General features: G+C 70.1%; 22 protein-coding genes and 2 pseudogenes. 16 read left to right on the top strand and 8 right to left on the bottom strand.

Annotation, left to right across the window (positions count from 1 at the left end; genetic code table 11):
* Positions 1-373: 373 nt before the first annotated feature.
* The 7 genes and pseudogenes from dapA (at position 374) to AB0O34_RS03790 (ending at position 5905) form a co-directional block, all read left to right on the top strand.
* Positions 374-1288 (top strand): 4-hydroxy-tetrahydrodipicolinate synthase, encoded by a 915-nt coding sequence (dapA, locus tag AB0O34_RS03760; protein WP_363912246.1) that lies wholly within the window; start codon positions 374-376, stop codon positions 1286-1288.
* Positions 1289-1512: 224 nt separating this feature from the next.
* Positions 1513-3198, top strand: coding sequence for a ribonuclease J (locus AB0O34_RS03765; RefSeq protein ID WP_363912248.1), 1686 nt, complete (start codon positions 1513-1515; stop codon positions 3196-3198).
* Between the two features lie 78 nt (positions 3199-3276).
* A complete protein-coding gene (locus AB0O34_RS03770; RefSeq protein ID WP_363912250.1) occupies positions 3277-3807 on the top strand; it encodes a DUF402 domain-containing protein in 531 nt (176 codons plus the stop codon).
* A 143-nt stretch (positions 3808-3950) separates the two neighbouring features.
* A complete protein-coding gene (locus AB0O34_RS03775) occupies positions 3951-4718 on the top strand; it encodes an NAD(P)-dependent oxidoreductase (RefSeq protein WP_363912252.1) in 768 nt (255 codons plus the stop codon).
* Positions 4715-4795 (top strand): annotated as a pseudogene (locus tag AB0O34_RS03780) (helix-turn-helix domain-containing protein); the annotation flags it as partial. The gene AB0O34_RS03775 and the pseudogene AB0O34_RS03780, both read left to right, overlap by 4 nt.
* Positions 4796-4997: 202 nt before the next feature.
* Positions 4998-5090, top strand: a pseudogene (locus tag AB0O34_RS03785) (2-deoxy-D-gluconate 3-dehydrogenase); the annotation flags it as partial.
* Positions 5091-5140: 50 nt separating this feature from the next.
* A complete protein-coding gene (locus AB0O34_RS03790; RefSeq protein WP_363912254.1) occupies positions 5141-5905 on the top strand; it encodes an IclR family transcriptional regulator in 765 nt (254 codons plus the stop codon).
* A 24-nt stretch (positions 5906-5929) separates the two neighbouring features.
* On the opposite strand, the gene AB0O34_RS03795 is transcribed toward AB0O34_RS03790, so the two are convergent.
* Positions 5930-6880, bottom strand: coding sequence for a sugar kinase (locus AB0O34_RS03795; RefSeq protein ID WP_363912397.1), 951 nt, complete (start codon positions 6878-6880; stop codon positions 5930-5932).
* Between the two features lie 387 nt (positions 6881-7267).
* Here AB0O34_RS03795 and AB0O34_RS03800 point away from each other — a divergent pair, with 387 nt between their 5' ends.
* The 6 genes from AB0O34_RS03800 (at position 7268) to AB0O34_RS03825 (ending at position 13930) form a co-directional block, all read left to right on the top strand.
* On the top strand, positions 7268-9817 hold the full coding sequence (locus AB0O34_RS03800) for a DNA translocase FtsK 4TM domain-containing protein (RefSeq protein ID WP_363912399.1): 2550 nt from the start codon (positions 7268-7270) through the stop codon (positions 9815-9817).
* A gap of 97 nt (positions 9818-9914) precedes the next feature.
* Positions 9915-10658 carry a helix-turn-helix domain-containing protein gene (locus tag AB0O34_RS03805; protein WP_363912256.1) on the top strand — a complete coding sequence of 248 codons (744 nt, stop codon included), beginning with the start codon at positions 9915-9917 and terminating at the stop codon, positions 10656-10658.
* A 144-nt stretch (positions 10659-10802) separates the two neighbouring features.
* Positions 10803-12215 (top strand): 30S ribosomal protein S12 methylthiotransferase RimO, encoded by a 1413-nt coding sequence (rimO, locus tag AB0O34_RS03810; RefSeq protein ID WP_363912258.1) that lies wholly within the window; start codon positions 10803-10805, stop codon positions 12213-12215.
* Positions 12212-12817 (top strand): CDP-diacylglycerol--glycerol-3-phosphate 3-phosphatidyltransferase, encoded by a 606-nt coding sequence (gene pgsA / locus AB0O34_RS03815; protein WP_363912260.1) that lies wholly within the window; start codon positions 12212-12214, stop codon positions 12815-12817. The genes rimO and pgsA overlap by 4 nt, the downstream gene beginning before the upstream one ends.
* Entirely contained in the window at positions 12814-13311 is a 498-nt protein-coding gene (locus tag AB0O34_RS03820; RefSeq protein WP_363912262.1) for a nicotinamide-nucleotide amidohydrolase family protein, read from the top strand. The genes pgsA and AB0O34_RS03820 overlap by 4 nt, the downstream gene beginning before the upstream one ends.
* 253 nt (positions 13312-13564) lie before the next feature.
* Positions 13565-13930 carry a helix-turn-helix transcriptional regulator gene (locus AB0O34_RS03825; RefSeq protein WP_363912264.1) on the top strand — a complete coding sequence of 122 codons (366 nt, stop codon included), beginning with the start codon at positions 13565-13567 and terminating at the stop codon, positions 13928-13930.
* Positions 13931-14028: 98 nt separating this feature from the next.
* Here AB0O34_RS03825 and AB0O34_RS03830 read toward each other — a convergent pair whose 3' ends face one another.
* Genes AB0O34_RS03830 through AB0O34_RS03840 form a run of 3 tightly spaced genes read right to left on the bottom strand, consistent with a single transcriptional unit; the run spans position 14029 to position 17196 of the window.
* On the bottom strand, positions 14029-14820 hold the full coding sequence (locus AB0O34_RS03830) for a DNA-formamidopyrimidine glycosylase family protein (protein ID WP_363912266.1): 792 nt from the start codon (positions 14818-14820) through the stop codon (positions 14029-14031).
* 7 nt (positions 14821-14827) lie between these two features.
* Positions 14828-15277 carry an Rrf2 family transcriptional regulator gene (locus AB0O34_RS03835; protein WP_363912268.1) on the bottom strand — a complete coding sequence of 150 codons (450 nt, stop codon included), beginning with the start codon at positions 15275-15277 and terminating at the stop codon, positions 14828-14830.
* A 20-nt stretch (positions 15278-15297) separates the two neighbouring features.
* A complete protein-coding gene (locus AB0O34_RS03840; RefSeq protein WP_363912270.1) occupies positions 15298-17196 on the bottom strand; it encodes an endonuclease/exonuclease/phosphatase family protein in 1899 nt (632 codons plus the stop codon).
* Positions 17197-17407: 211 nt separating this feature from the next.
* On the opposite strand from AB0O34_RS03840, the gene AB0O34_RS03845 reads away from it, so the two are divergent.
* A complete protein-coding gene (locus tag AB0O34_RS03845; protein ID WP_363912272.1) occupies positions 17408-18586 on the top strand; it encodes an ROK family transcriptional regulator in 1179 nt (392 codons plus the stop codon).
* Positions 18587-18608: 22 nt separating this feature from the next.
* Here the strand turns inward: AB0O34_RS03845 and AB0O34_RS03850 are convergent, their stop codons facing one another.
* From AB0O34_RS03850 to AB0O34_RS03865, 4 genes are read right to left on the bottom strand one after another with little or no spacing between them, the layout of a single operon-like run.
* A complete protein-coding gene (locus AB0O34_RS03850; RefSeq protein ID WP_363912274.1) occupies positions 18609-20063 on the bottom strand; it encodes a glycoside hydrolase family 3 protein in 1455 nt (484 codons plus the stop codon).
* 45 nt (positions 20064-20108) lie between these two features.
* Positions 20109-20960, bottom strand: a complete 852-nt coding sequence (locus AB0O34_RS03855; protein WP_363912276.1) for a carbohydrate ABC transporter permease — start codon at positions 20958-20960, stop codon at positions 20109-20111.
* Positions 20957-21973, bottom strand: a complete 1017-nt coding sequence (locus tag AB0O34_RS03860; RefSeq protein WP_363912278.1) for a sugar ABC transporter permease — start codon at positions 21971-21973, stop codon at positions 20957-20959. Before AB0O34_RS03860 ends, AB0O34_RS03855 begins: the two co-directional genes overlap by 4 nt.
* Before the next feature lie 2 nt (positions 21974-21975).
* On the bottom strand, positions 21976-23310 hold the full coding sequence (locus tag AB0O34_RS03865; protein WP_363912280.1) for a sugar ABC transporter substrate-binding protein: 1335 nt from the start codon (positions 23308-23310) through the stop codon (positions 21976-21978).
* 214 nt (positions 23311-23524) lie between these two features.
* On the opposite strand from AB0O34_RS03865, the gene AB0O34_RS03870 reads away from it, so the two are divergent.
* On the top strand, positions 23525-24790 hold the full coding sequence (locus tag AB0O34_RS03870) for an ROK family transcriptional regulator (RefSeq protein ID WP_363912282.1): 1266 nt from the start codon (positions 23525-23527) through the stop codon (positions 24788-24790).
* Positions 24791-24816: 26 nt separating this feature from the next.
* Positions 24817-25491 carry a M15 family metallopeptidase gene (locus AB0O34_RS03875; protein ID WP_363912284.1) on the top strand — a complete coding sequence of 225 codons (675 nt, stop codon included), beginning with the start codon at positions 24817-24819 and terminating at the stop codon, positions 25489-25491.
* The last annotated feature ends 26 nt before the right edge of the window (positions 25492-25517 follow it).

Below are 25517 nucleotides of genomic sequence, written 5' to 3' on the forward strand. Positions count from 1 at the left end.
TCTGTGACTACATCTCGTGCGGGAGGGGGTGGCAAGGCTCGCAACTCCCGTGGGCGGCGGGCTTTCCACCTGCGCGTGAGCGCCGCCGGAGGGCCGGTTCCCCACCCGTCGGGCCATCCCGGGGAACCTCGCCGAACGGCTGGGCGTGAACGATCGGAAAATTCTCCTCAGAAGCGTGTAACGCCCCCGTAAGCGGCTCCGATTGCATGGGTAGAGGTCGTCGATGTGTGTACCCCCGAGCACATATCGGCGGCCTCTATCCATATCCGACCATCTTCGGTGCAAGCGGTACATGCCCTAATTACGTCCCCTCGTGCGGCGAACCGGGGTGGCGGGGTCCGCCGTCTCCTTGGATCCAGGTACCGTTCGGTCTATGGCATCGCCAACAGGAACCTCCGACGCGCCCTTCGGTCGCATGCTGACCGCGATGGTCACGCCGTTCACGGCCGACGGTGCCGTCGACCTCGAGGGTGTCCAGCGCCTGGCCACCTACCTCGTGGACGAGCAACAGAACGACGGGCTGGTCGTGAGCGGCACGACAGGAGAGGCCCCCACCACCACCGACGCCGAGAAGAACGAGATCCTCCGCGCCGTGGTGGAAGCCGTCGGCGACAGGGCCACCGTGGTGGCCGGAGCGGGCACCAACGACACCCGCCACTCGGTAGAGCTGGCCAAGGCCGCCGAGAGCGCCGGGGCCCATGGCCTGCTGGTGGTCACGCCCTACTACAACAAGCCTCCGCAGGAAGGCCTTTACCGCCACTTCACGGCGGTGGCCGATGCGACCGGCCTCCCGGTGATGCTGTACGACATCCCCGCGCGCACCGGTATGGCGATCAAGACGGAGACACTGCTGCGCCTCGGCGCCCACCCGCGCATCGTGGCGGTGAAGGACGCCAAGGGCGACCTGTTCGCCAGCTCCCAGGTGATGGCCTCCACCGGCCTGGCCTTCTACTCCGGGGACGACGCCGTCAACCTGCCCTGGCTCGCGTCCGGCGCCGCCGGGTTCGTGAGCGTGGTGAGCCACGTGGTCGGCGCCGACCTCGCCACCATGATCCATATGTACACGTCGGGCCATGTCGAGGAGGCACGCGCGGTCAATCAGCGCCTGCTTCCCGTGGTCACCGGCATCATGACCCGCGCGCAGGGTGCGATCATGGCGAAGGCGGCCCTCGGCCTGCTCGGCAGGTCCGCGGGCCCCGTGCGCCTTCCCCTGGTGGACGCGACCCGCGACCAGATCGCGGTCCTGAGAGAGGACCTGGTCGCGGGCGGCGTGAAGTTGTCCGACTGACGTGCCGCGCGTCGTCCGTACGGCGCGCGAAAATTGTCTGGCTTGCCCGCCGTCCGTGACGTGAACGGCGGAGAACGATCCGAATGAGTCGCCGCGGGCTGAACGCGGCGGAGAGGAACAGAGAGTTTGAGAGAGAGACACAGCGATCTCGGCCCGCGACGTGCCGCACGGTTCGGCGAGGGAGCCGTGCGCGAGCGGCGGGCCGGAATACACGGGGGTAGAGCATGAGTCATCCGCATCCCGAGCTCGGACCTCCTCCGGTCCTGCCGGAGAACGGCCTGCGCATCGTCGCACTGGGCGGGCTCGGTGAGATCGGCCGCAACATGGCGGTCTTCGAGTTCGACGGCCGCCTGCTGGTCGTCGACTGCGGCGTGCTGTTCCCAGAGCCCGACCAGCCGGGCGTGGACCTGATCCTGCCCGACTTCGACTACATCAGGGACCGTCTCGACGACATCGAGGCGGTCGTGCTGACGCACGCCCACGAGGACCACATCGGCGCCGTGCCGTACTTGCTGCGCGAGCGGGCCAACATCCCGCTGGTGGGGTCGCGGCTGACGCTGGGGCTGATCGAGAGCAAGCTCACCGAGCACCGCATCCAGCCGGTCAAGGTGGAGGTGGCCGAGGGGCAGCGGCAGCGGTTCGGGCCGTTCGAGTGCGAGTTCTTCGCGGTCAACCACTCCATCCCGGACGCCCTGGCCGTCGCGATCAGGACTCCGGCCGGCATCGTGCTGCACACCGGCGACTTCAAGATGGACCAGCTGCCGCTCGACGGCCGTCTCACCGACCTCGGCGGCTTCGCCAGGCTCGGCTCCGAGGGCGTCGACCTGCTGATGTCCGACTCGACCAACTCCGAGGTGCCCGGCTTCGTGCCGAGCGAGCGCACCATCAGCCCGGTGATCGACGAGGTCTTCCGCAGCGCGACCAAGCGCATCATCGTGGCCTGCTTCGCCTCTCACGTGCACCGCGTGCAGCAGATCTTCGACGCCGCCGAGGAGAACGGCCGCAAGGTCGCGCTCATCGGGCGCTCGATGGTCCGCAACATGGGCGTCGCGAGGGACCTCGGCTACCTCAGGGTGCCGCCAGGGATCCTCGTCGACTCCCGCGAGATCGAGGAGTGGCCGCCGGAGGACGTCGTGCTGATCTGCACGGGGTCGCAGGGCGAGCCCATGGCGGCGCTGTCGCGCATGGCCAACCGCGACCACCCGATCCGCGTCGCCGAGGGGGACACCGTCCTGCTGGCGTCCTCGCTGGTGCCCGGCAACGAGACGGCCGTCAACAAGGTCATCAACGGGCTCACCCGCTGGGGCGCCCGAGTGATCCACAAGGGCAACGCGCTGGTGCACGTCTCCGGCCACGCGGCCGCGGGCGAGCTCCTGTACGTCCTGAACCTCACCAAGCCGTCCAACTTCATGCCCGTGCACGGCGAGTGGCGCCACATGCGTGCCCACGCCAAGCTCGCGGCGCTGACCGGCGTGCCCGACGACCACATCGTCATCGCCGAGGACGGCGTGGTGGTCGACCTGGTCGACGGCCGGGCGAAGATCGTGGGCGCGGTGCCGTGCGGCTACGTCTACGTCGACGGCTCCTCGGTGGGGGCGGTCACCGACGTCGCGCTGAAGGACCGGCGCATCCTCGGCGACGAGGGGTTCATCTCCGTCGTCGTCGTGGTCGACTCGACGACGGGCAAGGTGAGCGGCGGGCCCGAGGTCTACGCTCGCGGGTCCGGCATCGAGATCGAGGCGTTCGACGCGGTCATCCCGCTGATCGAGAAGGCGCTTCAGGAGGCCGGGGCCGACGGGGTCGCCGACCTCCAGCAGATGCGCCGGCTGACGCGCCGCATCGTCGGGCGCTGGGTGAGCGACACCTACCGTCGCCGGCCCATGATTATTCCGGTGGTCGTGGAGGTCTGAGCGGGCGTAGGTTTTCCGTGCTGGAGGACTTCGGCCACGCACGAGGAGCCGCATGCGCGCGAAACGAGCTGATCGCCGGTGAGCGTCCAGGCCCACGGGGCGGACATCACCGGCACAGCGGTCGACATCGTCTACACCAAGTTCGACGGTTCACTCCACTGGCACCACGGGGCACGGCTGCTGGGGGAGGACGAGCACGGCGTCTGGACCGGCTGCCCGGCCGGCACCAGCGGCAGCAGGGGGAGCGAGCCGCCGATCGTCTGGCGGCAGCCGTTCGTCATGCTGTTCCCGCGTGACCTCTGGTGGACCGCCACCTTCAACGGCATGCCGAGCAAGGCGTCGATCTACTGCGACATCACGACCGTCCCGCGGTGGCGGGACGGTCAGGTGACCATGGTCGACCTCGATCTCGACGTGATCAGGATGCGCGACGGGCGTGTCCTGCTCGACGACGAGGACGAGTTCGCCGAGCACCAGGTCCGCTACTCCTACCCCGAAGAGGTGATCACCCAGGCGGAGCGGTCGGCCGCCTGGCTGATGACCGCCGTGCAGGATCGCGTGCCCCCGTTCTCGGGGGCCCACGAGCGCTGGCTTGCCGAGGTCGGCTGACACAGGGGCTACGACGCCCCTCCGCCGCACCTCCGCTCGATCGTCGACCCGCTGGACGCGTCGGGGAACGTCGCGCTGCCCACGCGGCCGGGACTGGGCGACGATCTTGACTTCGACCACGTCGCCGCCCATACGGTTGCGACATGGTGAAAAACGTTCTGGTGACGGGTGCCGCGGGTCGCATCGGCGCGTGCCTGGCCGGCGGGCTTCCCGGGTACGGCCACACGCTGAGGCTCCTGGACAGGACTCCCATCCACGACACCACCTATGAAGTGATTTGTGGGGATATTTCGGACGCAGCGGTGCTGGAACAGGCCATGAAGGGGGTCACGGCCGTCGTCCACCTGGCCGGCATCCCCTCGACCTCCGCGACGTTCGAGGACCTGCTCACGGCGAACATCGAGGGCACCTACCGCGTCTTCGAGGCCGCCCGGCAGGCCGGGGTCGAGCGCGTCGTCTACGCCAGCAGCAACCACTCAGTGGGCTTCACGCCGCGCGGGGAACTCGTGCCGGCGGACACCCCCGTGGCCCCCGACTCGCACTACGGCGTCTCCAAGGCCTACGGCGAGGCCCTCGGCCGCTACTACTCCGACAGGTACGGCATGCGGGTGGCCGCCCTGCGCATCGGCACGTTCGACCGGCGACCGCCCAACGCCCGCGCGCTGTCCACCTGGATCAGCCCGGGTGACATGGTGCGGCTGGTCCACGCGTGCCTGACGGCGCCGGACCTGACGTACGCCACGGTCTGGGGCGTCTCGGCCAACGCCCGCAACTGGTGGGACCCGGCCGCCGGGGCGGCGCTCGGCTACGAGCCGAGGGACGACGCCGAGGCGTACGCGGCGGAGTTCCCCGAGCTCGACCATGCCGATCCGGAGTACGCCTGGCTGGGCGGTCGCGTCATCGGGTCATGACCGGCGAGGGCAAGCTCGGCTATCCCAAGAGCAGCCTCCACGCGCTGCTCCGCACGCTGGTGGGCCTCGGCTGGATCGAGACCGACGTCACCGGCACGCTCTACCGCATCGGCATGCGCGCCCTGCTGGTCGGCGCGACCTACATCGACGGCGACCCGGTGGTGCGGCTCGCGCGCGACGCCCTCGACTGGCTCGCCGAGGTCACCGGTGAGACCGTCCACCTCGCCCGGCTCGACCACTTCGACGTCGTCTACCTCGCCACCCGGGCCTCCCGCCACCCTGGTCGGCGCCTCCGTCTTCCTGGCCTCGCGCGCCTCCGGCTACGTCAACGGGCACGTGCTGGCCGTCGACGGGGGCTGGCTCGCCCGGTGACGCCGCCGGCGCGGACCGTACTACGGGATGCCTGTTAGTAGGCTCAGGACGTGGTCAGGCAAGGCAGCTCCATCGACAAGGCGCTGGCGGTGCTCGAGGCGATCGCCGAGCACCACCGCGTGACCGACATCGCCGCGGCGACCGGCGTCTCCAAGTCGACCGTTCACCGCATCCTGCAGTCGCTCGTCGAGTGGGGGTTCGCCCGCCCCGACGGCGCCGGGGGGTACGAGCCGGGGCCGCGCATCCTCACCCTGGCGGGCAAGGTCATGAGCCGCTTCGACCCCTCGCGGCAGGCGTCCGCCGCCCTTCGTGCCCTGCGCGAGAGCACGGGCTACACCACCCACTTCGGCATCCGCAGCGGCGACGAGGCGGTCTACGTCGACAAGCTGGAGGGCCGCAGGCCCTACCAGATGCCCTCCCGGGTCGGCATGAGCCTGCGCCTGCACAGCACCGCCATCGGCAAGGCGATCCTCGCCGAACTGACCGACGACGAGGTCCGCGCCGTCGCCGGGCGCACCGGCCTGCCGCGGCTGACCCCCGCGACCCTGACCGGCGTGGACGACCTGCTGGCGCACCTCGGCAAGGTGCGGGCGCGCGGCTACGCCATGGACGAGGAGGAGAACGAGCCCGGCATCCGCTGCGTCGGCGCGGCGGTCTTCGACCACACCGGCCGGGTGCTGGGCGGCATCTCGATCTCCTCGCTCGCCATGGACATGGAGAGCGAGGTGCTGGAGGAGCTCGCCCCCGTGGTCACCGCCGCCGCCCGCGACGTCTCGCTCGCCCTCGGCGCCCCGACCGCGGCCGTCGCGCGCTGACCCGTCAGAGCGGCCGTCCGGCCGTCACGCCAAGGTCGTGTCGGACGTTCCTGAAAGCTCCCCGAGCAGCCGCTGGATGTCCTCGGGCGTTGCCACCCGCCCGGTGCCTCCCTGGCCCTCCAGGCTGACGGCCGCGGCGGCCGTGCCGGCCCGTACGGCCTCGCGGAGCGGGTCTCCGGCGGAGAGCCTGGCCGCGACCGTCCCGGCGAAGGCGTCGCCCGCCCCGGTCTGGTCCACGATCGTCCCCGCGGGGACGGCGGGGATCTCCACGGGCGGCCCGCCGTCCCGCTCGCCGAGAAGCACCCCGTCGGCACCCCGGGTGATGGCCACGGCCCGCGCGCCGAGCCCCAGGCACGCCCGTACGGCCTCGGCGGGGTCTGCGGTATTGAGGAGCGGCAGGCTGTCGCCGGGGCACGAGGGGGTCACCAGGGCGGCGTACGGGGCGAGCTCCGCGAGCGCGCCGGCCGCCGCCTCGGCGCCGGTGAGCCGCGAGCGGTAGTTCGGGTCGTAGACGACCTTGCCCCCGGCCTCGTGCACGATCTCGGCGGCGTGGCGCACCGCGTGGGCGCAGGAGGCCGACAGCGCGGCGGTGACGCCGCTGACGAGCAGGACGGACGTCTGCGCGAGAGGGGCCGCCGAGACGTCCGACGGGCCCATCCTGGAGGCCGCGCTGCCCGCCCGCATGTAGCCGAAGGCGCGCTCCCCGCTCGGGTCGGCGCCCACGGCGTAGGCGCCGGTGGAGCCCGGGCCCTGGCGCATCCAGCGGGTGTCGACGCCGTGGGCGGCGGCGAAGCGGATCAGCCGCTCCCCGAACTCGTCCTCGCCCACCAGCGTCACCAGGGCGACGTGCGCGCCGGTCGCGGCGGCCGCCACGGCGGCGTTCAGCGCGTCACCGGAGAAGGACAGGTGAAAGGTGTCCGCCTCGGTCAGGGGAGCGGACGCCGAGAACTCGACCAGCGGCTCCCCGATCACCATCACGTCCACGGCGAACTCCTTCTTGGTTCATGTAGTGGAATTTGATTTTATGTCATGCAACAGATGCCAAATCGGAGGACAACATGCCAAACATCACCGTGGAAATGCTGTCGGGGCGGACCATGGGCCAGCGCCGTGACTTCGTGGCCGCCGTGACAGAAGTGCCGTCGACATTCTCAAGGCGCGCAAGGGGGCCGTCCGCATCGTCTTCTGGCAGATCGAGAAGTCCGACGTGGCCAACGGTGCGGACATCAGTCCTCCTTCCAACTTGCCATTGGATGGAGATTCCATTACATGAAACGTGATGTCAATACATAGAACACATTCGCGTGAAGGCCCGGCGCGCCGTCCGAGCGCCAAGCCCGCCTCATGCGTACCCTCGGTACCATGGCCACCCGTACGTCGAAAACCACCCCAAAGGGGTCGGCGAAGCGGTCCACGTCGTCGCGAACGTCCCCCGCCAAGCGGCCGACCGGCACGCGGGCCACGGGCGCGCGGTCGGGGGGCCGACCGCCCGCCCGCCGTCCGGCATCCGCACCCCCCGACCCGATCAGCTGGGTCTTCCTGGCGATCGGCAAGCTGTTCATCGGCGTGTGGCTGCTCTTCGCGAACGGCATCGGCACCGCCGCGCGCGCCTTCGGGCAGCAGGCCCGCGAGCTCGACCCGGCCCACCGCCGCGACGGCCTCGGCCTGGCGGTGCTGGGAGGGGCGATCGTCCTCGCCGCGATGACCTGGCGCACCACCCACGGGACGGTCGCGACGGTGGTCGACGCCGTCATGCGCGGCGCCCTGGGGTCGCTGGCCTGGTCCGTGCCCATCCTGCTCGCGCTGATCGCGTGGCGCCTGCTCAGGCATCCCGACCAGAACGCCGACACCGGCCGCATGATGATCGGCTGGACCGCCCTGCTGGCCGGCCTGCTCGGCATCATCCACGTCGCGCACGCCACGCCGTACCCCTCGGGCCCGGCCAAGACCGACGGCATGGACAAGGTCTCGGCGGCCGGCGGCATGATCGGGTTCATCGTCTCCGCGCCGCCGGCCAGCATCCTGCCGGCGTTCATCACGATCCCGCTGCTCCTGCTGCTCTCGGGGTTCGGGGTGCTCGTGATCACCGCGACGCCGGTCCACCGGGTGCCCGAGCGCCTGGCCGAGATCCAGCACATGCTCTTCCAGAAGAGCGGGGGAGAGGCGGCCCCGGGCAAGACGGGCGAGCGCGTCAGGCGCCCCCGCAAGCCCCGCGGCACGTCCTCCGGCGCCGGCAAGGGTGGCGAGCAGGAGCTCGGCGAGCACATCAAGCCCTACGACACCCCGCTCATCGCCGACGCCCCCGGCAAGGTCTCCGACCACTCCCCGGAGATCGTGCCCGGCCTGGTGGACGAGGACGAGCCGCCGGAGCCGCCGGGCGTGCCCGAGCCTCCCCATCCCTCGCCGCCGCCGCGCAAGGTCGAGCAGCTCGTGCTCTCGCCGCAGGCGGGCCCGTACGCCCTGCCGGATGTGCAGGTGCTGCGCCCTGGCAGCGCCCCGAAGCCGCAGACCAAGGCGAACACCATTGTGGTCAACGCGCTCAGCAGCGTCCTGGAGCAGTTCGCCATCGACGCCCAGGTGATCGGGTTCACCCGGGGCCCGACGGTCACGCGGTACGAGATCGAGCTGGGGCCGGCGGTGAAGGTGGAGAAGGTCACCGCCCTCACCAAGAACATCGCCTATGCCGTTAAATCGGCAGATGTCCGGATCTTGTCCCCGATTCCCGGCAAGTCGGCGATCGGGGTCGAGATCCCCAATACCGACAAGGACCTGGTCAGCCTCGGCGACGTGCTCCGCTCGCAGGTGGCCATGGCCGACCACCACCCGATGATCGTGGGGCTCGGCAAGGACGTCGAGGGCCGCACCATAGTGGCCAACCTGGCCAAGATGCCCCACCTGCTCATCGCGGGCGCCACCGGCGCCGGCAAGTCGGTGTGCGTCAACGGGCTCATCACCTCGATCCTGATGCGGGCCACGCCCGACGAGGTGCGCATGGTGCTCGTCGACCCCAAGCGGGTGGAGCTGAACACCTATGAGGGCATCCCCCACCTGATCACGCCCATCATCACCAACCCGAAGAAGGCCGCAGAGGCCCTCGAATGGGTCGTCGGCGAGATGGACCGCCGCTACGACGACCTAGCCGCCAGCGGCTTCCGGCACGTGGACGAGTTCAACAAGGCGGTGCGGGCGGGCAAGCTGGTGCCCCCGCCCGGGAGCGAGCGGGTCTACCAGCCCTATCCCTACCTGCTCGTCATCATCGACGAGCTGGCCGACCTCATGATGGTCGCCCCCCGGGACGTCGAGGACTCCATCGTCCGCATCACCCAGCTCGCGCGCGCCGCGGGCATCCACCTGGTCATCGCCACCCAGCGCCCGTCGGTCGACGTCGTGACCGGCCTCATCAAGGCGAACGTGCCGTCCAGGCTGGCGTTCGCGACCTCCTCGCTCGCCGACTCCCGGGTCATCCTCGACCAGCCGGGCGCCGAGAAGCTCGTCGGGCAGGGCGACGCGCTCTTCCTGCCGATGGGCGCGAGCAAGCCCATGCGGCTGCAGAACGCCTTCCTGTCCGAGAAGGAGATCAACGACGTCGTCGGCCACTGCAAGGCGCAGATGCAGGTGGAGTACCGCGACGACGTCGCCGCGGTCGCGACGGCCAAGCGCGAGATCGACGAGGACATCGGCGACGACCTCGACCTGCTGGTCCAGGCGGCCGAGCTGATCGTGTCCACGCAGTTCGGCTCCACCTCGATGCTGCAGCGCAAGCTGCGCGTCGGGTTCGCCAAGGCCGGCCGCCTGATGGACCTGCTGGAGAGCAGGAACGTCGTCGGCCCGAGCGAGGGCTCCAAGGCTCGCGAGGTCATGGTGAAACCCGATGAGTTGCCCGGCCTGCTCGCCGACTTGCGGGGAGAGTGACCCCTCCGCCACCGTCCCCCTCGATAACTGGTTGAATGTGAATGACTACGCATCGTCGGAATACGGGCGCAGCGCAGGTGCACGGCGAGGGGGACGTATGAGCATTGGAGTGACGCTGGCCGCGGCACGCAACGCGGCAGGCATGACGGTCGCTCAGCTGAGCGGCCGCACGCGGGTCAGAGAAACGGTCATCTACGCCATAGAGCGGGACGATTTCTCGCTCTGCGGGGGCGACTTCTACGCGAGAGGTCACGTCCGCAACATCGCCAGGACGCTCGGGCTCGATCCCGACGTCATCGTGCACCAGTACGACGAGGAACACGGTGGTGTGCCGCTTCCCGTGCGCGCCGCGGCGGTCTTCCAGGCCGAGAGCACGATCAAACTTCGCGACCGCCGCAGCCCCAACTGGTCCACCGCGATGGCGATAGCCCTGGCCATCGTCGCGGTCTTCGGCGTGACCCGGGTGATGAGCGGCTCCGGCGACACTCTCGCCACGGGTGCCGATCTGAAGCCCACGCCCACCCCCAAGGGGTCCACCACGACCAGGCCCTCCACCAACCCGAAGGCGGCCAAGCCGGCGAGCGACCTGGTGACACTCCAGGTCAAGGCCAACAAGCCGTCGTGGGTGGAGGTCAGCGACAGCAAGGGCAAGCAGATGTTCCGCGGCACGATGCCCGCGGGGCAGACCGCCACCTGGAAGACGCACAAGGAGATGCGGGTCACCATCGGCAACGCCGGAGGAGTCGATCTTCAGGTGAACGGCAAGCACGTCGGCGTGCCGGGGAAGGTCGGGCAGCTCGTCCGCAGATCCTTCGGCCCGGAAGAGCCCGGCTCCAGATGATCCCGGTCGCGATCGGACCTGACCCCGGTCGCTCCCGGCGGCGCCGCCCGACGTGATCCATAGGCGCGGCTCAGGGCGGCGGGTGGCGGAAGAACGGGGGGAGTGCGTCAGGCGGTGGCCAACTCCCGATACCGTAGAGCCATCATGTCTTCCCGCCGAACCGCATCGCTGATCACACTGGGCTGCGCGCGCAACGAAGTCGACTCCGAGGAGCTCGCCGCGCGCATGGAGGCCGCCGGGTGGCAGCTCGACGACGACAACCCCGATGTCGTCGTCGTCAACACCTGTGGCTTCATCGACTCGGCGAAGAAGGACTCCATCGACACGCTGCTCGCCGCGTCGGATTCCGGCGCCAAGGTGGTCGCCGCCGGCTGCATGGCCGAGCGCTACGGCAAGGAGCTGGCGGAGGCGCTTCCCGAGGCCTCCGCCGTCATCTCCTTCGACGACTACACCGACATCGGCGCGCGTCTCGATGACGTCCTCGACGGCCGTCCGCTCAAGCCCCACAGCCCGCGTGACCGCCGCACGCTGCTGCCCATCAGCCCCGTCGAGCGCTCTACCGGCGGGGCCCACGCCCACATCCCCGGCCACGGCGAGCTGCCCGAGGGCATCGCGCCCGCCAGCGGCCCGCGCACCCTGCGCAAGCGGCTGTCCGGGGGCCCCGTGGCCTCGCTGAAGCTCGCCTCCGGGTGCGACCGCCGCTGCACCTTCTGCGCCATCCCCGCGTTCCGCGGCGCGTACGTCTCGCGCCGTCCCGACGAGCTGCTGGCCGAGGCCGCGTGGCTCGCCGGGCAGGGCGTCAAGGAGCTGGTGCTCGTCAGCGAGAACTCCACCTCCTACGGCAAGGACCTCGGCGACCTTCGCGCCCTGGAGAAGCTGCTGCCCGAGCTCGCGGCCACCGAGGGCATCGAGCGGGTCCGCGTCAGCTATCTTCAGCCGGCCGAGCTGCGCCCCGGCCTCATCGACGTGATCGCCGGCACCGAGGGCGTCGCGCCCTACTTCGACCTGTCCTTCCAGCACGCCAGCGGGCCGGTGCTGCGCCGCATGCGCCGCTTCGGCGACCCGCGCCGGTTCCTCGACCTGCTGGAGACGGTCCGCGACCGCGCTCCCGAGGTCGGCGTGCGCTCCAACTTCATCGTCGGCTTCCCGGGGGAGACCGAGGCCGAGTTCGCCGAGCTGGTCGGGTTCCTCGAAGAGGCCCGCCTCGACGTCATCGGCGTCTTCGGCTACTCCGACGAGGACGGCACCGAGGCCGCGGGCTTCGGCGCCAAGCTCGACCAGGACACGATCGACGAGCGGGTGGCGGCGCTGACCGAGCTCGCCGAGGAGCTGACGGCCCAGCGCGCCGAGGAGCGCATCGGCACCGAGATCGAGGTGCTCGTCGAGGAAGACCTGGGTGACGGCGGCTACGAAGGCCGTGCCGCACACCAGGGCCCCGAGGTCGACGGCTCGGTGACCGTCCAGGGCATCGGCCTCGTGCCCGGCCAGATCGTGCGGGCCACGGTCGTCGACGCCGAGGGGGTCGACCTGATCGCCCGAATCAAGGCCGGGCCATGACCAACCCGCCGGAGATCGGCACCGAGCCCGTAGTGGAGTCCGTGGCTCGGCAGGTCAGCCCGTGGAACATCGCCAACGTGCTGACCGTCCTCCGGCTGGTGGTCGTCCCGTTCTTCGTCGCCTGTTTGTTCGTCGAGGGCTCCGGCTGGCGCACCGCGGCTCTCGTCGTCTTCCTGCTCGCCTCCCTGACCGACCAGCTCGACGGCTGGCTGGCCCGGCGGTACGGGCTGATCACCGATTTCGGCAAGATCGCCGATCCCATCGCCGACAAGGCGCTGATCGGCGCGGCACTCGTCACGCTCTCGGTGCTCGGCGAGCTCCCCTGGTGGATCACCGTCGTGATCATCGCCAGGGAGATCGGCGTCACCGCCCTGCGCTTCGCGGTGATCCGCCACGGCATCATCCCCGCCAGCTACGGCGGCAAGGTCAAGACCGTGCTGCAGATCGTGGCGATCGCGCTCTACATCTTCCCCGGCGTCCCCGGGCCGCTCAGGTGGGTGGCCATGGGGCTCGCCCTGGCCGTCACCGTGGTCACCGGGGTCGACTACGTCGTCCGCGCCCTGCGGCTGCGCAAGGTGGCCCAGAAGGCACGCGGCGGATGACCTCGGCCGCCGCCGCCGACGTGCTGTCCCTCCTGGTGCGCCGGAAGGCCACGGTCGCGGTGGCCGAGTCGCTCACGGGCGGCCTGATCGGCGCCATGCTGACCATGCCGAGCGGGGCCTCCGCCGCCTTCCGGGGCGGGGTGATCGCCTACGCCACCGATCTGAAGGCCGCGATCCTCGGCGTCCCAAAAGATCTACTAGATCGGGAGGGCGCGGTCCATCCGGACGTCGCGGCGGCGATGGCGGCCGGCGTGCGGGCGCTCACCGGCTCCACGTACGGGCTGGCGGTGACCGGCGTGGCCGGGCCCGACGAGCAGGACGGCAAGGCGGTCGGCACGGTCCACATCGCCGTGAGCGGCCCTGAGGGCGCCATCTGGCGGCGAGACGGGGTTTTCCCGGGATCTCGCGAAAACATCCGTGAAAGTACGGTGCGGGAGGGTTTGGATCTCCTGAGAGGTGTGCTGGAGGCGCAAATGGGGGAACATTCCGGATGATTACCGCGTTACGTCACCAGCGAACATGCTCCCCACGGTCTGCCGCCCTGTTGGTCGATGCGGGTACGGTGGAGCTGTGAGTGAGGTTCGTGACCCATCGGTGAGGAGCAGGTCCGGCGTACGCCCGGCAAAGGGGCCGAGCGAACCAATGATGACGGCGAGGAGCATGTACGAAGGGCATTCGAAAAACGGGCGATACGAACCGACCGCGCGGAGCGTCGTGAAGACGCCTGCGCCCGGGAGGGAGCGACAGATGGTCCTGCTGCGTCAGCTGCTCGGTGACGTGCTGCGGCGGCTGCGGGTGCGGCAGGCACGCACCCTGCGTGAGGTTTCCACCCTGGCACGTGTCTCCCTTGGCTACCTGTCCGAGGTGGAGCGTGGCCAGAAGGAGGCGTCCTCGGAGCTGCTCGCCTCGATTTGCGGTGCCCTCGGCGTGCCGCTGTCACAGGTGCTCCGCGAGGTTTCCGACCAGTTCGCGCTGGCCGAGCTTCAACACGCACCCGTTCTGGCCGATGCGCCCGAGCACGAGCGCCTGCCTGTTTCCGAGACCGTGTCCAGCACGATCTCGGGCCCCGAGTTCGACGGTTTCCCCGAAGTCAAGGACATGGTCGCCGCATAGTTCGCGGTCACCGGCTTTCCGTCCTGATGAGTCGGACTGTCACGGGTGTTCGGCTCGTGATGGTCTGTGTTTCGCACGCTGTCCGGTGACCGGGCCCGTCAACGGGGCTGGCAGGCGGGGCAGTAGAAGACCACTCTTTCGTATGGCTGCGCCCCGAGCTCACCGCCGACCATCTTGTTCCCGCAGCGAAGACAGGGCCGCCCGGCCCGGCCGTACGCCCAGAGGCGCCTTCCGGGGCGCTGGTCGCCCGTGGTCAGCGGACCACCCGCGTTGCTCTTGCTCGCGTCCAGCAGCCTGTGGGCGAGCGACATCATCTTCTCGAGGTTCCCGACCTCTTCGACGCGCCTGAACGGCGACACCCCCGACAGGAACAGCGTCTCGGCCCGCCAGATCGTGCCTATCCCCGCCACGTTGCGCTGGTCGAGCAGGGCCTCCCCGATCGTCTCGTCCGGATGGCGCGCGAGGTTGCGCGCGGCCAGCTCCGCGTGCCCGGCGTCCCAGGCGGGGTCCAGCAGATCGGGCCCGAGATGGCCGACGACCTGGTTCTCCTGGTCGGTGCGCAACAGGTCGACCATGCCGAGCTTGATGCCGACGGCCTGCCACTGCTCGTTGGCGAGGATCACCCGCACGACGTCGCCCCCGCGGACGTGCGCGCCCACGGGGCGGATTCGCCAGCTTCCGTCCATGCGAAGGTGCGTGTGGAGGGTCAGCCCGCCGTCGACCCTGGTGAGCAGGTGTTTTCCCCGTGACACGGTCGTGAGCACCGCGCGGCCCGTGAGGTCGGCCGTGGCGTACCGGGGCACCCTGAAGTCGGACCGGGTGAGCACCCGTCCGTCGAGGGCGGCCCGCAGGCCGGCGGCCGCGCGGTAGACGGCATCGCCCTCGGGCATGACGCGGTCAGTCCCAGGCGGCCGGATCGGCCGCGAGTTCCATCACGCGGTCGGGCAGAGTGTCGGCGGCGATCTGGTCCAGGGTGACCTCCTCCAGGATCGCGCGCTCGCTGGCGCGCAGGGCGATCCACACCTGCTGCAGGGAACGGGCCGCTCCCCGGTAGCCGACGTGCTCGGGTCGCTCGCCGCGGACGTTGGCCAGCGGCCCGTCCACGGCTCGGATCACATCGGCGAGAGAGATCTCCGCCGCCGGCCTGGCGAGGACGTAACCACCCTCGGGGCCGCGCTGGCCGCGGACCAGACCTGCCCGGCGCATCTGGAGCAAGATGTTCTCCAGGTATTTGGGGGGCATTCCCTGCTCCTTGGCCAGCTCGCCCACGGTGGTGGGGCCGCTGCCGGAGGCGGCCAGCTCAGCGGCGGCTCGAAGGGCGTAGTCGACACGGGCGGAAAGACGCATGTTGTCGATTATCCCGCCTGTTAAACCCTGGTTACGCGCAACCGGACCACAACAGGCAGGTGATCTGAGAAACCCACGCGCGGCACCCGGGCCTCGACCGCCGTCAGACCCCGGCTCACCAGGACGTGATCTATGCGTTTGACGGGGGCGTCGGCGGGGGACGTAGAAGGATTTCCCAATGCCGTCAGGGGATCCGAGAGCCCCGCGGCTTCCAGCACGCGCATCTCGGGGTCGGCGGGCGTGGTGTTCAGGTCACCCGCCAGCAGCACCGGCCGGGGCGCGAGACTCTTCGCGATGGCCGCGACCTCGGGTGCCTGGCCGGGCGGCGCCTGCAGGTGGGTGTTGACGATACCGACCTCCTGCCCGCCGACCTCGACGACGGCCGCCTGGGCCTGCGCCCCGGTGGGGTAGTCATGCCTGCCCAGCGGGTGTGAGGCGATCTGCCTGACCGGCAGGTTGGTGATGATCGCGTCACCCCACAGGCTGTCGGCGGCGGGGGCGAAGTGGTACCGCATGCCGAGTCCTCTCGCGATGCGCGCCAGGTCGTCGTGGCCGCCGTTGAGGAGCCAGCCCCGGTCGACCTCGCTCAGCAGCACCACGTCGGGACGTTCGCTCTTCGCCCAGGCGGCGATCCGGTCGAGGTCGAGGGTGCCCTTCAGGCCGAACCCCATCCGGATGTTGTAGGCGACGAGCGTGAACTCGTTCCCCGCTCTGGCCCGCACGTCCGGCAGCGGCTGCCAGGCGAGGGCGGCGGCGACGACGGCCGTGGACAGTGCCGTGACCGCGAACCGGGCCGCGCGGGGCCGCCCGGCGAGGTCGATCTTCCCTCCCCTCACCGCCAGGATCGCCACCACGGTGAGCAGACCCGACAGCAGCACGGGCACCGCGCTGTTGGGGAAGCCCAGGTCGGTGTCGTAGGCGGCGTAGTAGAGGAAGACCGAGACCAGGAACACCAGCATTCCGCCCAGCAGGGCCAGCCCACCCCGCCGGGGCGACCGGGCCGAAGGCAGCCCGGCCATCCCCACGCAGGCGCCGAGGGCGGGCGCCATGAGAACGGCCAGGGGCAGCGCGGACGACAGGACGAGAACGACCGAGGTCACCGGCAGCATGGCGATCATGGTCCAGCGCTGCTGTGGGGGTCGCGCGGCGAACCAGGCCATCAGGAACTGGGCGCACACCAGCGCGGCGACGATGCAGGCCATCTCCCACGGGTTCCGCCCGTTTCCTCCGGGATAGTCCGCCAGCCCGATCGTCGTGAGGAACATCCCGTGCAACGCGATGAATGGGCCGAAGGCGAACCACACCCCCGCGGGCGCCATGTCCTCGGCGGCGGGCGCGAGCCGTATGGACCAGGCGAAGGCGGCGCATACGGCCGCGACGGCGAGCCAGGGGAGCGGGCCGTCGCGCCACACCAGGTCCATCTGGCCGAGCGCGAGGTGGCCGACCGCCGAGGCCGCCAGACCGGCGGCCAGTCCTGCGGGAACGGCCCTCCGGGACGCCGTGAGCGCGCAGCCGTACAGGAAGACCAGGCCGAACGAGACGCCCGCGCTCGCGACGTAGAGCTGGGCCGAGCCGCCGTCGGTGGCCTGGAGCACCAAGCGGCCGGCGACCAGCAGGATCGCGCCGCCGAGCATGATGCGCCTCGGGCCGGCCGCGCGGGAGAGGGGAGCGGCGGCGAACGGCAGCACGAACCACAGGGCCGCGTACAGCCCCATCTGCTCGGGCGGGGTGTCCCCGGCGCGGCCGAAGAGCGTGATGAGCGACGGCAGGAACACCTTCAGCACGTCGGTGAACAGCACGACGCCCAGGGCCAGGGCGATCACCGCGGCCTGGTGGCCGGTGAACGTGCCACGGCTCAGCCGTGACAGGGCGGCGGCGCGCTCGGCGCGGGCGGTGGACTCGACGGTGGGCTCACCCATGAGGGCCTCTCCTCGACAAAGACATGAGTGATCCTCGTGTCATCGCCGGGCGAAGGCAAGACCCCGGAATGAAGAAGGCGGCCGGGCGCGCGACGATACCCGGGAGGCGATGCCGGTAAACTAGCAGGAAGCTTTACTGATGAATGGTTGTGTCACACCGCGCCGCGCTTTGTGATGAACCCAACGGGGACCGACGACAAGAAAGCATGCAATGGAGCGACGTCCTGGCGTGCCCAGGTTGCTACGGGAGATCAACGACCGGGCCGCGCTGGAGCTGCTGCTGGCCTCGGGCCCGCTGACCAGGGGACAGATCGGTGAGATGACCGGTCTTTCCAAGGTCACCGCGTCCCAGACGCTGTCCAGACTCGAGGAGCGAGGCCTGGTCGAGGTGGTCGGAGAACAGGCGGGGAACCGGGGGCCCAATGCGGCCCTTTACGGGGTGATTCCATCGTCCGCCTATGTGGCGGGGCTCGATGTCGGTCCGGAATCGGTGACCACCGCCATCGCAGATATCAACGGTGAAATCGTGGCAGAGGTGACGGTTTCCACCAATGGGCACGGCGACCCGGTCACGCTGGTGCACAACGCGGTGGTGAAGGCGTGCCGCTCGGGCAAGGTCGCCCTGTCGCGTCTCAAAGGCATCGTGATCGGCACCCCCGGCGTGGTCGACCCCCGCAGCGGCGACGTGAAGTTCTCCTTCGACCTGCCGGGCTGGCACGAGGGCAGCCACCAGGCTCTGGCCCATGACCTGCGACGACCCGTCACCATAGAGAACGACGTGAACCTCGCGGCCATCGCCGAGCACTCCGAGGGCGCGGCCAGGGGCGTCGACGACTTCGTCCTGCTCTGGGTCGAGCGCGGCGTCGGCCTCGCCGTCGTCCTCGGCGGCAGGCTGCACCGCGGGCGCTCGGGCAGCGCGGGTGAGATCGGCTACCTGCCGGTGCCCGGGGTGCCCCTGGCGGCGGACGTCAAGGCCGTGCCGGGGCGGCTGCCGGCGCTGGCAGGCGGCCTGCAGTCCTTGATCAGCGCTGAGGCGGTGGCCGAGCTGGCCGAGCCGTACGGCTTCGCGGGCGGGTCCGCCGCCGACGCCGTGCGCGCGGCCGTCGAGAGCGGCGACGGAGGGTCGGCGTTCCTCGACGAGCTGGCCCACCGGCTCGCCCTGGGCGTCGCGTCGGTGTGCGTCGTCCTCGACCCGACGCTGGTCGTGCTCAACGGCGAGGTCGGCAGGGCGGGCGGCGGCGCGCTGACCCACCGGGTGGAGGAGGCCGTGGCCGCCATCTGCCCGATCAGGCCGGAGGTCGTCGTCAGCGACGTCAAGGGCCGCCCGGTCCTGCGCGGCGCCATCCTGGCGGCCCTCGACCAGGCCCGCGAGGAGATCTTCGCCTCCTGACGGGCCCGGCCTTGGCCGGTATTCAGGCGGTGAGGAGCTCCGCCGCCGCCTGGGCGTTGGCGCGGGCGGCGCCGTAGGTGGCGATGTAGGCGCCCGCTGAGGGGCGCCAGATGGGCAGGCCCATCTCGACCACCGTCGCGTCCGGACGCCCGGCCAGCAGCGCCGACACGATGTCCTGGCTCGCGCGGTGGCGGTGGGCGTCCTTCACGACGATCACCAGCGAGCGGCCGAGGGCACGCTCCAGCAGCCCGGCCGCGTCGGCGGTGTCGGGCTTGACCCGGGCGATCTCCGCGTCGGGCAGCCAGGGGGCGAACCCCCACGGCACGTCCCCGACCGCGATCGTTGGCGGGGTGTCCACCTCGACGACGAACGGGTTGACCAGCGGGGCCGCCGTGCCGGACAGGCTGACGGCGCGGCGCGCGGCGGTGAGGCCGATCACGTTGCCGTCCCTGGCCTCTTCGCGGGGCGAGCCGAACCATCCGCGCAGCCGTGCCACGCGCTCGGCGGCCTCCTCCAGGCGGGCGAGCGGCAGCCGCCCCTCGCGCACCGCCGCCACGATCTCGGTCTTGATCTTCTGGATCTGCTCCCGCGTGGGCAGCGGCCCGAGGCAGAGCAGGTCGGACCCGGCGGCCAGCGAGAGCACCGCGCCCCCGCCGAGCCCCACGCTCTCGGTGATCGCGTGCATGTCGAGGGCGTCGGAGATCACCACGCCGTCGTAACCGAGCTCACCCCTGAGCAGCTCGGTCAGCGCCGCGGCCGACAGGGTGGCGGGAGCCGTACCGGTCAGGAAGGGGACCCGGACGTGCGCCGTCATGATCGACTTGGTGCCCGCCTCGATGGCGGCGCGGAAGGGGACGAGCTCGCGGTCCCTCAGCACCTCGCGGGTGACGTCGACCACGGGGATCTCCAGGTGGGAGTCCTGCCGGGTGGCGCCGTGCCCGGGGAAGTGCTTGACGCAGGCGGCCACTCCGGCGGCCTGCAGCCCCGAGACGGCCGCCACGGTGTGCCGGGCCACCAGGGCCGTGTCCGAGCCGAACGACCGGGTGCCGATGACGGGGTTGTCGTCGGCGGTGTTGACGTCCGCGTCGGGCGCCATGTCGAGGTTGACGCCGCAGCGGGCCAGGTCGTCGCCGATCGACCGGTAGACCCGGCGGGTCAGCTCGACGTCGTCCACGGCCCCGAGGGCCGCGTTGCCCGGGTACGGGCTGCCGACGTGATAGGCGAGCCGGGTGACGTCCCCGCCCTCCTCGTCAAGGCTGATGACCGGGTCACCGGCGCCGCGCAGCCGCGCGGTGAGAGCCGCCAGCTGCTCGGCCCCGGCGACGTTGAAGCCGAAGAGCGTGACCCCGCCCAGGCCGTCCTCCAGGTCGTGGAGGATCCAGTCGGGAGCGGTGGTGCCAGGGAATGCCACGAGCAGCGTGCCGGCCGCGAGACGATGCAGCCCCCGATCGCCATCGCCCACGGAGAACTCAGACATGGCTGTACTCGACTCCTTAGCTCAGAGTTGGGAAGGCTGGGGTGTTCAGCCTTTCACGGCGCCGGCGACCAGGCCCGAGACCATGCGCCGCTGCACCAGCAGGAAGAACGCGATGACCGGGATGGTCATCAGCGTCGAGGCGGCCATGATGCCGCCCCAGTCCGTCGACCGCTGTCCGGTGAAGAACTGCAACGCCACGGGCATCGTGTAGGAGCCCTGGTCGTTGATCAGCGTCAGCGCGAAGACGAACTCGTTCCACGCGGTGATGAACGAGAAGATGCTCGTCGCCACCAGCCCCGGTGCCACCAGGGGAAACAGTACCTTCCAGAAGGTGACGAACCGGCTGGCGCCGTCGATGGCGGCGGCCTCCTCCAGCTCCTTGGGCACGGCGGCCACGAAGGTCCGAAGCATCCAGATCGCGAAGGGCAGCGTGAACCCCACGTTGACGATGATCAGGCCGAGGAGCTGGTCGTACAGGCCGAGCCGCTTCACCATGAGGAACAGCGGGATCAGCAGCGCCTCGGCGGGCACCATCTGCACGATGAGGAGCAGGATGAGGAAGCTCGTACGGAACCGGAACTTGAACCGTGCCACCGCGGTGGCGGCGAGCAGCGCGAACACCGAGCCGATGAGCACGGTGCCGACGGCGACGATCGCGCTGTTCATCAGGTACTGCCAGATGGAGTGCCCGGCGACGCCCTTGGTGAGGACCCGCGACACGTGGTCGAAGGTCGGCGACAGCGGGAACGGGATGAACCGCGTGGTGAAGATCTCGTCGTTGGGCTTGAACGCGGTCGCGACCATCCAGTAGACGGGGAACACGGCGAACAGGAACACGACGACGCCGGCCGCGTTCAGCCCGTACTGCTTGAGCTGCTTGACGGATCGCGGATTCATCGCACGTCCTCCGTTCTCACGATTTGCCGGACATATACGGCGGTGATGATGAGCATGATCACCGTGAGGATGACGGCGATCGCGGCGCCGAAGCCCATCTTGGGCGGAGCGCTGAACGCCTCGGTGTACGCCCAGAGCGACAGGTTGAACGAGTCACGGTTGGTGGTTCCGCCGGCCAGCACGTACAGCTGGGTGAAGACCTTGAAGTCCCAGATGACGGAGAGCACCAGCAGGACGGAGAACACCGGCTTCAGTAGCGGGAAGGTGATCTTCCTGAAGGTTCTGGTGGGCGTCGAGCCGTCGACCCTGGCCGCCTCGTACAGCTCGGACGGGATGCTCTTGAGACCCGCCAGCACCGACACCGCGATGAACGGGAACGACGCCCAGACCACCGCGACGATCAGCACCAGGTAGATGGTGGTGGGATCGTTGAGCCAGGGTTGGCCGGACCAGTCCGACCGTCCGAAGACCAGGCTGGAGAGCCAGTCGGGCAGCAGGTTGAGCGCCCAGTTGACCACGCCGGCGTCGGCGTCGAACAGCCACTTCCAGATGATCGCCGTGGCGGTGGGCGGTGTGGCCCAGGCGGCCATGATGCCGACGATGACGAAGGTCGACATCTTCTTGCCCAGCTTGTGGAGCAGGAGCCCGACCAGCGTGCCTCCGACGAGCGTCAGGGCGACGGTGATCACGGCGAACGTCACGGTGTTGCGCAGCGACGTCCAGAACAGGTCCGACTGGAAGACCTGTGTGTAGTTGTCCAGCCCGAGGAACTCGGCGGGCTGCGGGTTCGGCCTGATCTGGCGCAGTCCCACCTTGTGGAAAGACATGTCGACCATCTGGTACAGCGGGTAGAGCAGCAGGACCGCGATGACCAGAAGGCCCGGCAGGAGCAGCGCGTAGGGGACGACCCAGGCGGGAAGTCCGCTGGACCGGCGCGGAGGCCGGTGGGACCGGCGCCGCGCCGGAGCGGAGGAGTCGCCTCCGCCCCGGGCGACAGTTGACGTCTGCGCCATCGTTACTGCTGGTTCAGGATGGTCTCGAGCTCCTTGTTCGCGTCCGCGAGGGCCGTGTCCGCGTCCTTCTTGCCCTCGATGACGGAACGGGCCGCGTTCTGCAGCACGGCCTTGGTGTCATTCGCCTCGGCCCAGTTCGGGCTGGCGGGGAAGCCCTTGGCGACCTTGAACGTCTCGGCGAACGGCGCCTGCACCGGGTCACTGGCGAACTCGGCCAGGGCGTCCGGGTACAGCGGGAGCAGGCCGCCCTCCTTGGCGTACCGGGTGCCGTACTCCTTACCCGCGGCGAGCTTGAGGTACTCGGCGGCGAGCTCGGGGCTCTTGGCGTCCTTCCAGATGGCGATGTCGTTGCCACCCTGGAAGGCCGGGGCCGGGCCGCTGCCCTCCTTGTTCGGGAGCGAGAAGAAGGCCATCTGGTCCTCGCTGACCTTGCCCTTGCTCTGTTCCTTGATCGTGGCGATGTCCCAGCCGCCGGTGACGTACATGCCGACCTTGCCGGCGGCGAAGCGCTGGCTGATGTCCACCGAGTTCTGGCTGAGGCGGGACTTGCCCGAGACGCCGCTCTTGGCCACCAGGTCGGTGTAGAACTGGAAGCCCTCCTTGAAGGCCGGGTCGGTCAGCTTGCCGACCCACTTGCCTCCTTCGAAGGCGGCGAAGTCGCCACCCGCCGACCAGACGAACGGCGAGAGCGACATGTTGGCGTCGGAGCCGCCGTTGAAGGCGAAGCCGTCGACGTCCTTGCCCTTCTTCTCGACGATCTTCTTGCCCGCGGCGACGAGCTCTTCCCAGGTCTTGGGCACCTCGATGCCGAGGCTCTTGAACCAGTCCTTGCGGTACAGGACGGCGCGGGTGCCGCCGCCCCACGGCGCCGCGTAGACCTTGCTGTCGATGGTCTCGTAGCCCCACAGGTTCTGCGGGATCTGCTGGAAGTCGGGGCTGGACTTGACCAGATCGCTGATGTCGGTCAGGGCGTCCTGGGACACCCACGCGGCCACCTGGTCGTTACCGAACTCGGTGACGTCCGGGCCCTCGCCGCCCGCGAGCGCGGCGGTCCACTTCTTCTGGGCGTCCGGCCACGGGATCCACTGGACGTTGACCTCGGCGCCGGTCTGCTCCTTGAACTTGGCGTCAAGGTCGGCCATGTACTTGTTCTGCACGTCGTTGGGGGCACCGAGCCGCCACACGTTCAGCGTCTGACCAGCGTACTTGGGACCCGAGGCGGCTGCTGACGCCTGCGGGTCCGCCGTCTTGGCGGGCTCGCCACTTCCGCACGCGGCGACACCAATGGCAAGAGCGGTGGTCGTGGCCGTCGCGGCGGCGATCTTTCCGAACTTCACGTTTGGGTTCTCCCTTCCCGGCTTCGCGACGGGCTCGCGCCTTCGAAGAGTGCATTTAGGGGCCGTGCACCTGCGAAGGCGCCATCCTCGTGCTCTGCGCTGCGACATCCCGAGGCCTGATCGCTTGCCTGCGGGCTGACTGCCGCTAAACTAACAAGAAACTTTCTTAAAAGAAACGCCCGTTAGCGGATCGTGACGAGAGGGGCCCGCCCCAATGCCCAGACGACATCCCGGGACACCCCGGCTGCTGCGTCAGCTCAACGACCGCGCGGCGCTGGAGCTCCTGCTCTCAGAAGGGCCGTTGACCCGGGCCGAGCTGGGAGAACACACAGGACTGTCCAAGGTGACCTCCGGCCAGCTGCTGGCCCGCCTGGAGGAGCGCGGGCTCGTGGCCGTCTCCGGGGAGCGCCCGGGAGGCCGGGGCCCCAACGCCGCGCTCTACGCGGTCGTTCCCGGAAGCGCCTACGTCGCCGGCCTGGAGGTGCTGCCCGACAGCGTCACCGCCGGCGTCGCGGACATCACCGGGGAGATGATCGCCGAGGTGACCGTTGACCCCTGCGAGACCGGCGAACCCGTGAAGACCGTGCACAGCGCGGTACGGCGGGCCTGCGACTCGGCCAACGTGAGCCTGTCGCGGCTGCGCGCGATGGTCATCGGAACCCGAGGCGTGGTCGATCCGCGGACCGGCGACGTGCGCTTCTCCTTCGACCTGCCGTCCTGGCACGCCGGGGTGCTCGCCGACCTCCGCGCCACGCTCGGCTCCTCCGTCATGATAGAGAACGACGTGAACCTGGCCGCGCTGGCCGAGCACTCGTACGGGGCCGCGCGGGGGGTCGACGACTTCGTCCTGGTGTGGGCGGGGGTCGGGCAAGGGCTCGGCGTCATGCTCGGCTCCCGCCTGCACCGGGGATTCACCGGGGGAGCGGGGGAGATCGGCTGGCTTCCCGTGCCCGGTGAGCCGCTTCCCATCGACGTCACCGAGCCGCAGTCCGGGTCCTTCCAGCGCCTGGTCGGCACCGCGGCCGTTACCGGCCTCGCCGCCGCGCACGGCATCCCGGTGTCGTCGCAGGACGCGCTGCTCTCCGTGGCGTCCGTGGTGAAGGGCTCCTCGAACGGGCATGCCCCGTATTCCTCGTCCGGCCCCGCGGGACCCCCGGGCACGGCGGCCGAGATCGTCCGTACGGCCGTCGAGACCGGACGGGACGGGTTCCTCGACGAGCTGGCCCGGCGCCTGGCCATCGGGGTCGCCGCGGTGACGGTCGTGCTGGACCCGGGGCTGATCGTCCTGAGCGGGGACGTGGGGCGGGCCGGTGGCCTCGCGCTCGCGCGGCGGGTCGAGGAGGCGGTGGCCCAGATCTGCCCGAGCCGCCCCAGAGTGACCGTGACCGGGGTCGAGGGAAACCCGGTGCTGCGGGGGGCCGTGATGGCCGCTCTGGGCCCGGCGCGTGAGGAGGTCTTCGCGAGCACGGTGGACGGCTGAGCAGATCTTTCCCGGGGTTCTCGAGGGTGTCTTTTGTGCAAGACTTCCTGGTCATGCACAATATCGTCCTGATTTCTGACCCTCGGGTGACCTCGATCCCGGTGGAGGAGAGCGGAGAGGCGCTGGCCGATGTGCGCGGCGTCCTGGCCGTCGACGGCAGGCTGGCGGACCCCGAGGGCGCCTACGCTCACCTGCGTGACGGCCTGCTCGCCCGGCTGAAGGACGCGCAGCGGCGGCTTCCATACGGCTACCGGCTTCTGGTGGTCGAGGGGTACCGGCCTCCGGCGCTTCAGCGGAAGTACTTCGAGGAGTACAAGGACGAGCTGAAGATAACTTTTCCGGAAATGTCGCCCGAGGAGTTGCATACGGCGGCCAGCCGGTACGTCTCCCCGATCGAGGTCGCGCCGCACACGGCGGGCGCGGCGGTCGACCTGACCCTGGCCGGCGAGGACGGCGCCGAGCTCGACATGGGGACCCCGGTCAACGCCAACCCGGAGGAGAGCGACGGCGCCTGCTACACCGCCGCGCTCAACATCACCGCCGAAGCGCGCGAGCACCGGAAGATCCTCGGCGGCGCCCTGGAGGCGGCGGGACTGGTCAACTACCCGACCGAATGGTGGCACTGGTCCTACGGCGACCGCTACTGGGCCATGACCACCGGCGCCAGAACCGCCATCTACGGCCCCCGCCCCCTACCCTGACCCGCCCACCTCGCCAGGCACGAACC

It is taken from the genome of Sphaerisporangium sp. NPDC088356 (assembly GCF_040685555.1).
In the GTDB taxonomy this organism is placed as follows: domain Bacteria; phylum Actinomycetota; class Actinomycetes; order Streptosporangiales; family Streptosporangiaceae; genus Sphaerisporangium.

Bases quoted from the DNA above. Each gene is read 5' to 3' on its own strand.
- AB0O34_RS03805 (WP_363912256.1), top strand. From the start codon at position 9,915: ATGAGCATTGGAGTGACGCTGGCCGCGGCACGCAACGCGGCAGGCATG.
- dapA (WP_363912246.1), top strand. From the start codon at position 374: ATGGCATCGCCAACAGGAACCTCCGACGCGCCCTTCGGTCGCATGCTG.
- AB0O34_RS03835 (WP_363912268.1), bottom strand. From the start codon at position 15,277: ATGCGTCTTTCCGCCCGTGTCGACTACGCCCTTCGAGCCGCCGCTGAG.
- pgsA (WP_363912260.1), top strand. From the start codon at position 12,212: ATGACCAACCCGCCGGAGATCGGCACCGAGCCCGTAGTGGAGTCCGTG.
- AB0O34_RS03830 (WP_363912266.1), bottom strand. From the start codon at position 14,820: ATGCCCGAGGGCGATGCCGTCTACCGCGCGGCCGCCGGCCTGCGGGCC.
- AB0O34_RS03860 (WP_363912278.1), bottom strand. From the start codon at position 21,973: ATGGCGCAGACGTCAACTGTCGCCCGGGGCGGAGGCGACTCCTCCGCT.
- AB0O34_RS03825 (WP_363912264.1), top strand. From the start codon at position 13,565: ATGGTCCTGCTGCGTCAGCTGCTCGGTGACGTGCTGCGGCGGCTGCGG.
- AB0O34_RS03840 (WP_363912270.1), bottom strand. From the start codon at position 17,196: ATGGGTGAGCCCACCGTCGAGTCCACCGCCCGCGCCGAGCGCGCCGCC.
- rimO (WP_363912258.1), top strand. From the start codon at position 10,803: ATGTCTTCCCGCCGAACCGCATCGCTGATCACACTGGGCTGCGCGCGC.
- AB0O34_RS03820 (WP_363912262.1), top strand. From the start codon at position 12,814: ATGACCTCGGCCGCCGCCGCCGACGTGCTGTCCCTCCTGGTGCGCCGG.
- AB0O34_RS03800 (WP_363912399.1), top strand. From the start codon at position 7,268: ATGGCCACCCGTACGTCGAAAACCACCCCAAAGGGGTCGGCGAAGCGG.
- AB0O34_RS03850 (WP_363912274.1), bottom strand. From the start codon at position 20,063: ATGTCTGAGTTCTCCGTGGGCGATGGCGATCGGGGGCTGCATCGTCTC.
- AB0O34_RS03795 (WP_363912397.1), bottom strand. From the start codon at position 6,880: ATGGTGATCGGGGAGCCGCTGGTCGAGTTCTCGGCGTCCGCTCCCCTG.
- AB0O34_RS03870 (WP_363912282.1), top strand. From the start codon at position 23,525: ATGCCCAGACGACATCCCGGGACACCCCGGCTGCTGCGTCAGCTCAAC.
- AB0O34_RS03775 (WP_363912252.1), top strand. From the start codon at position 3,951: ATGGTGAAAAACGTTCTGGTGACGGGTGCCGCGGGTCGCATCGGCGCG.
- AB0O34_RS03765 (WP_363912248.1), top strand. From the start codon at position 1,513: ATGAGTCATCCGCATCCCGAGCTCGGACCTCCTCCGGTCCTGCCGGAG.
- AB0O34_RS03855 (WP_363912276.1), bottom strand. From the start codon at position 20,960: ATGAATCCGCGATCCGTCAAGCAGCTCAAGCAGTACGGGCTGAACGCG.
- AB0O34_RS03845 (WP_363912272.1), top strand. From the start codon at position 17,408: ATGGAGCGACGTCCTGGCGTGCCCAGGTTGCTACGGGAGATCAACGAC.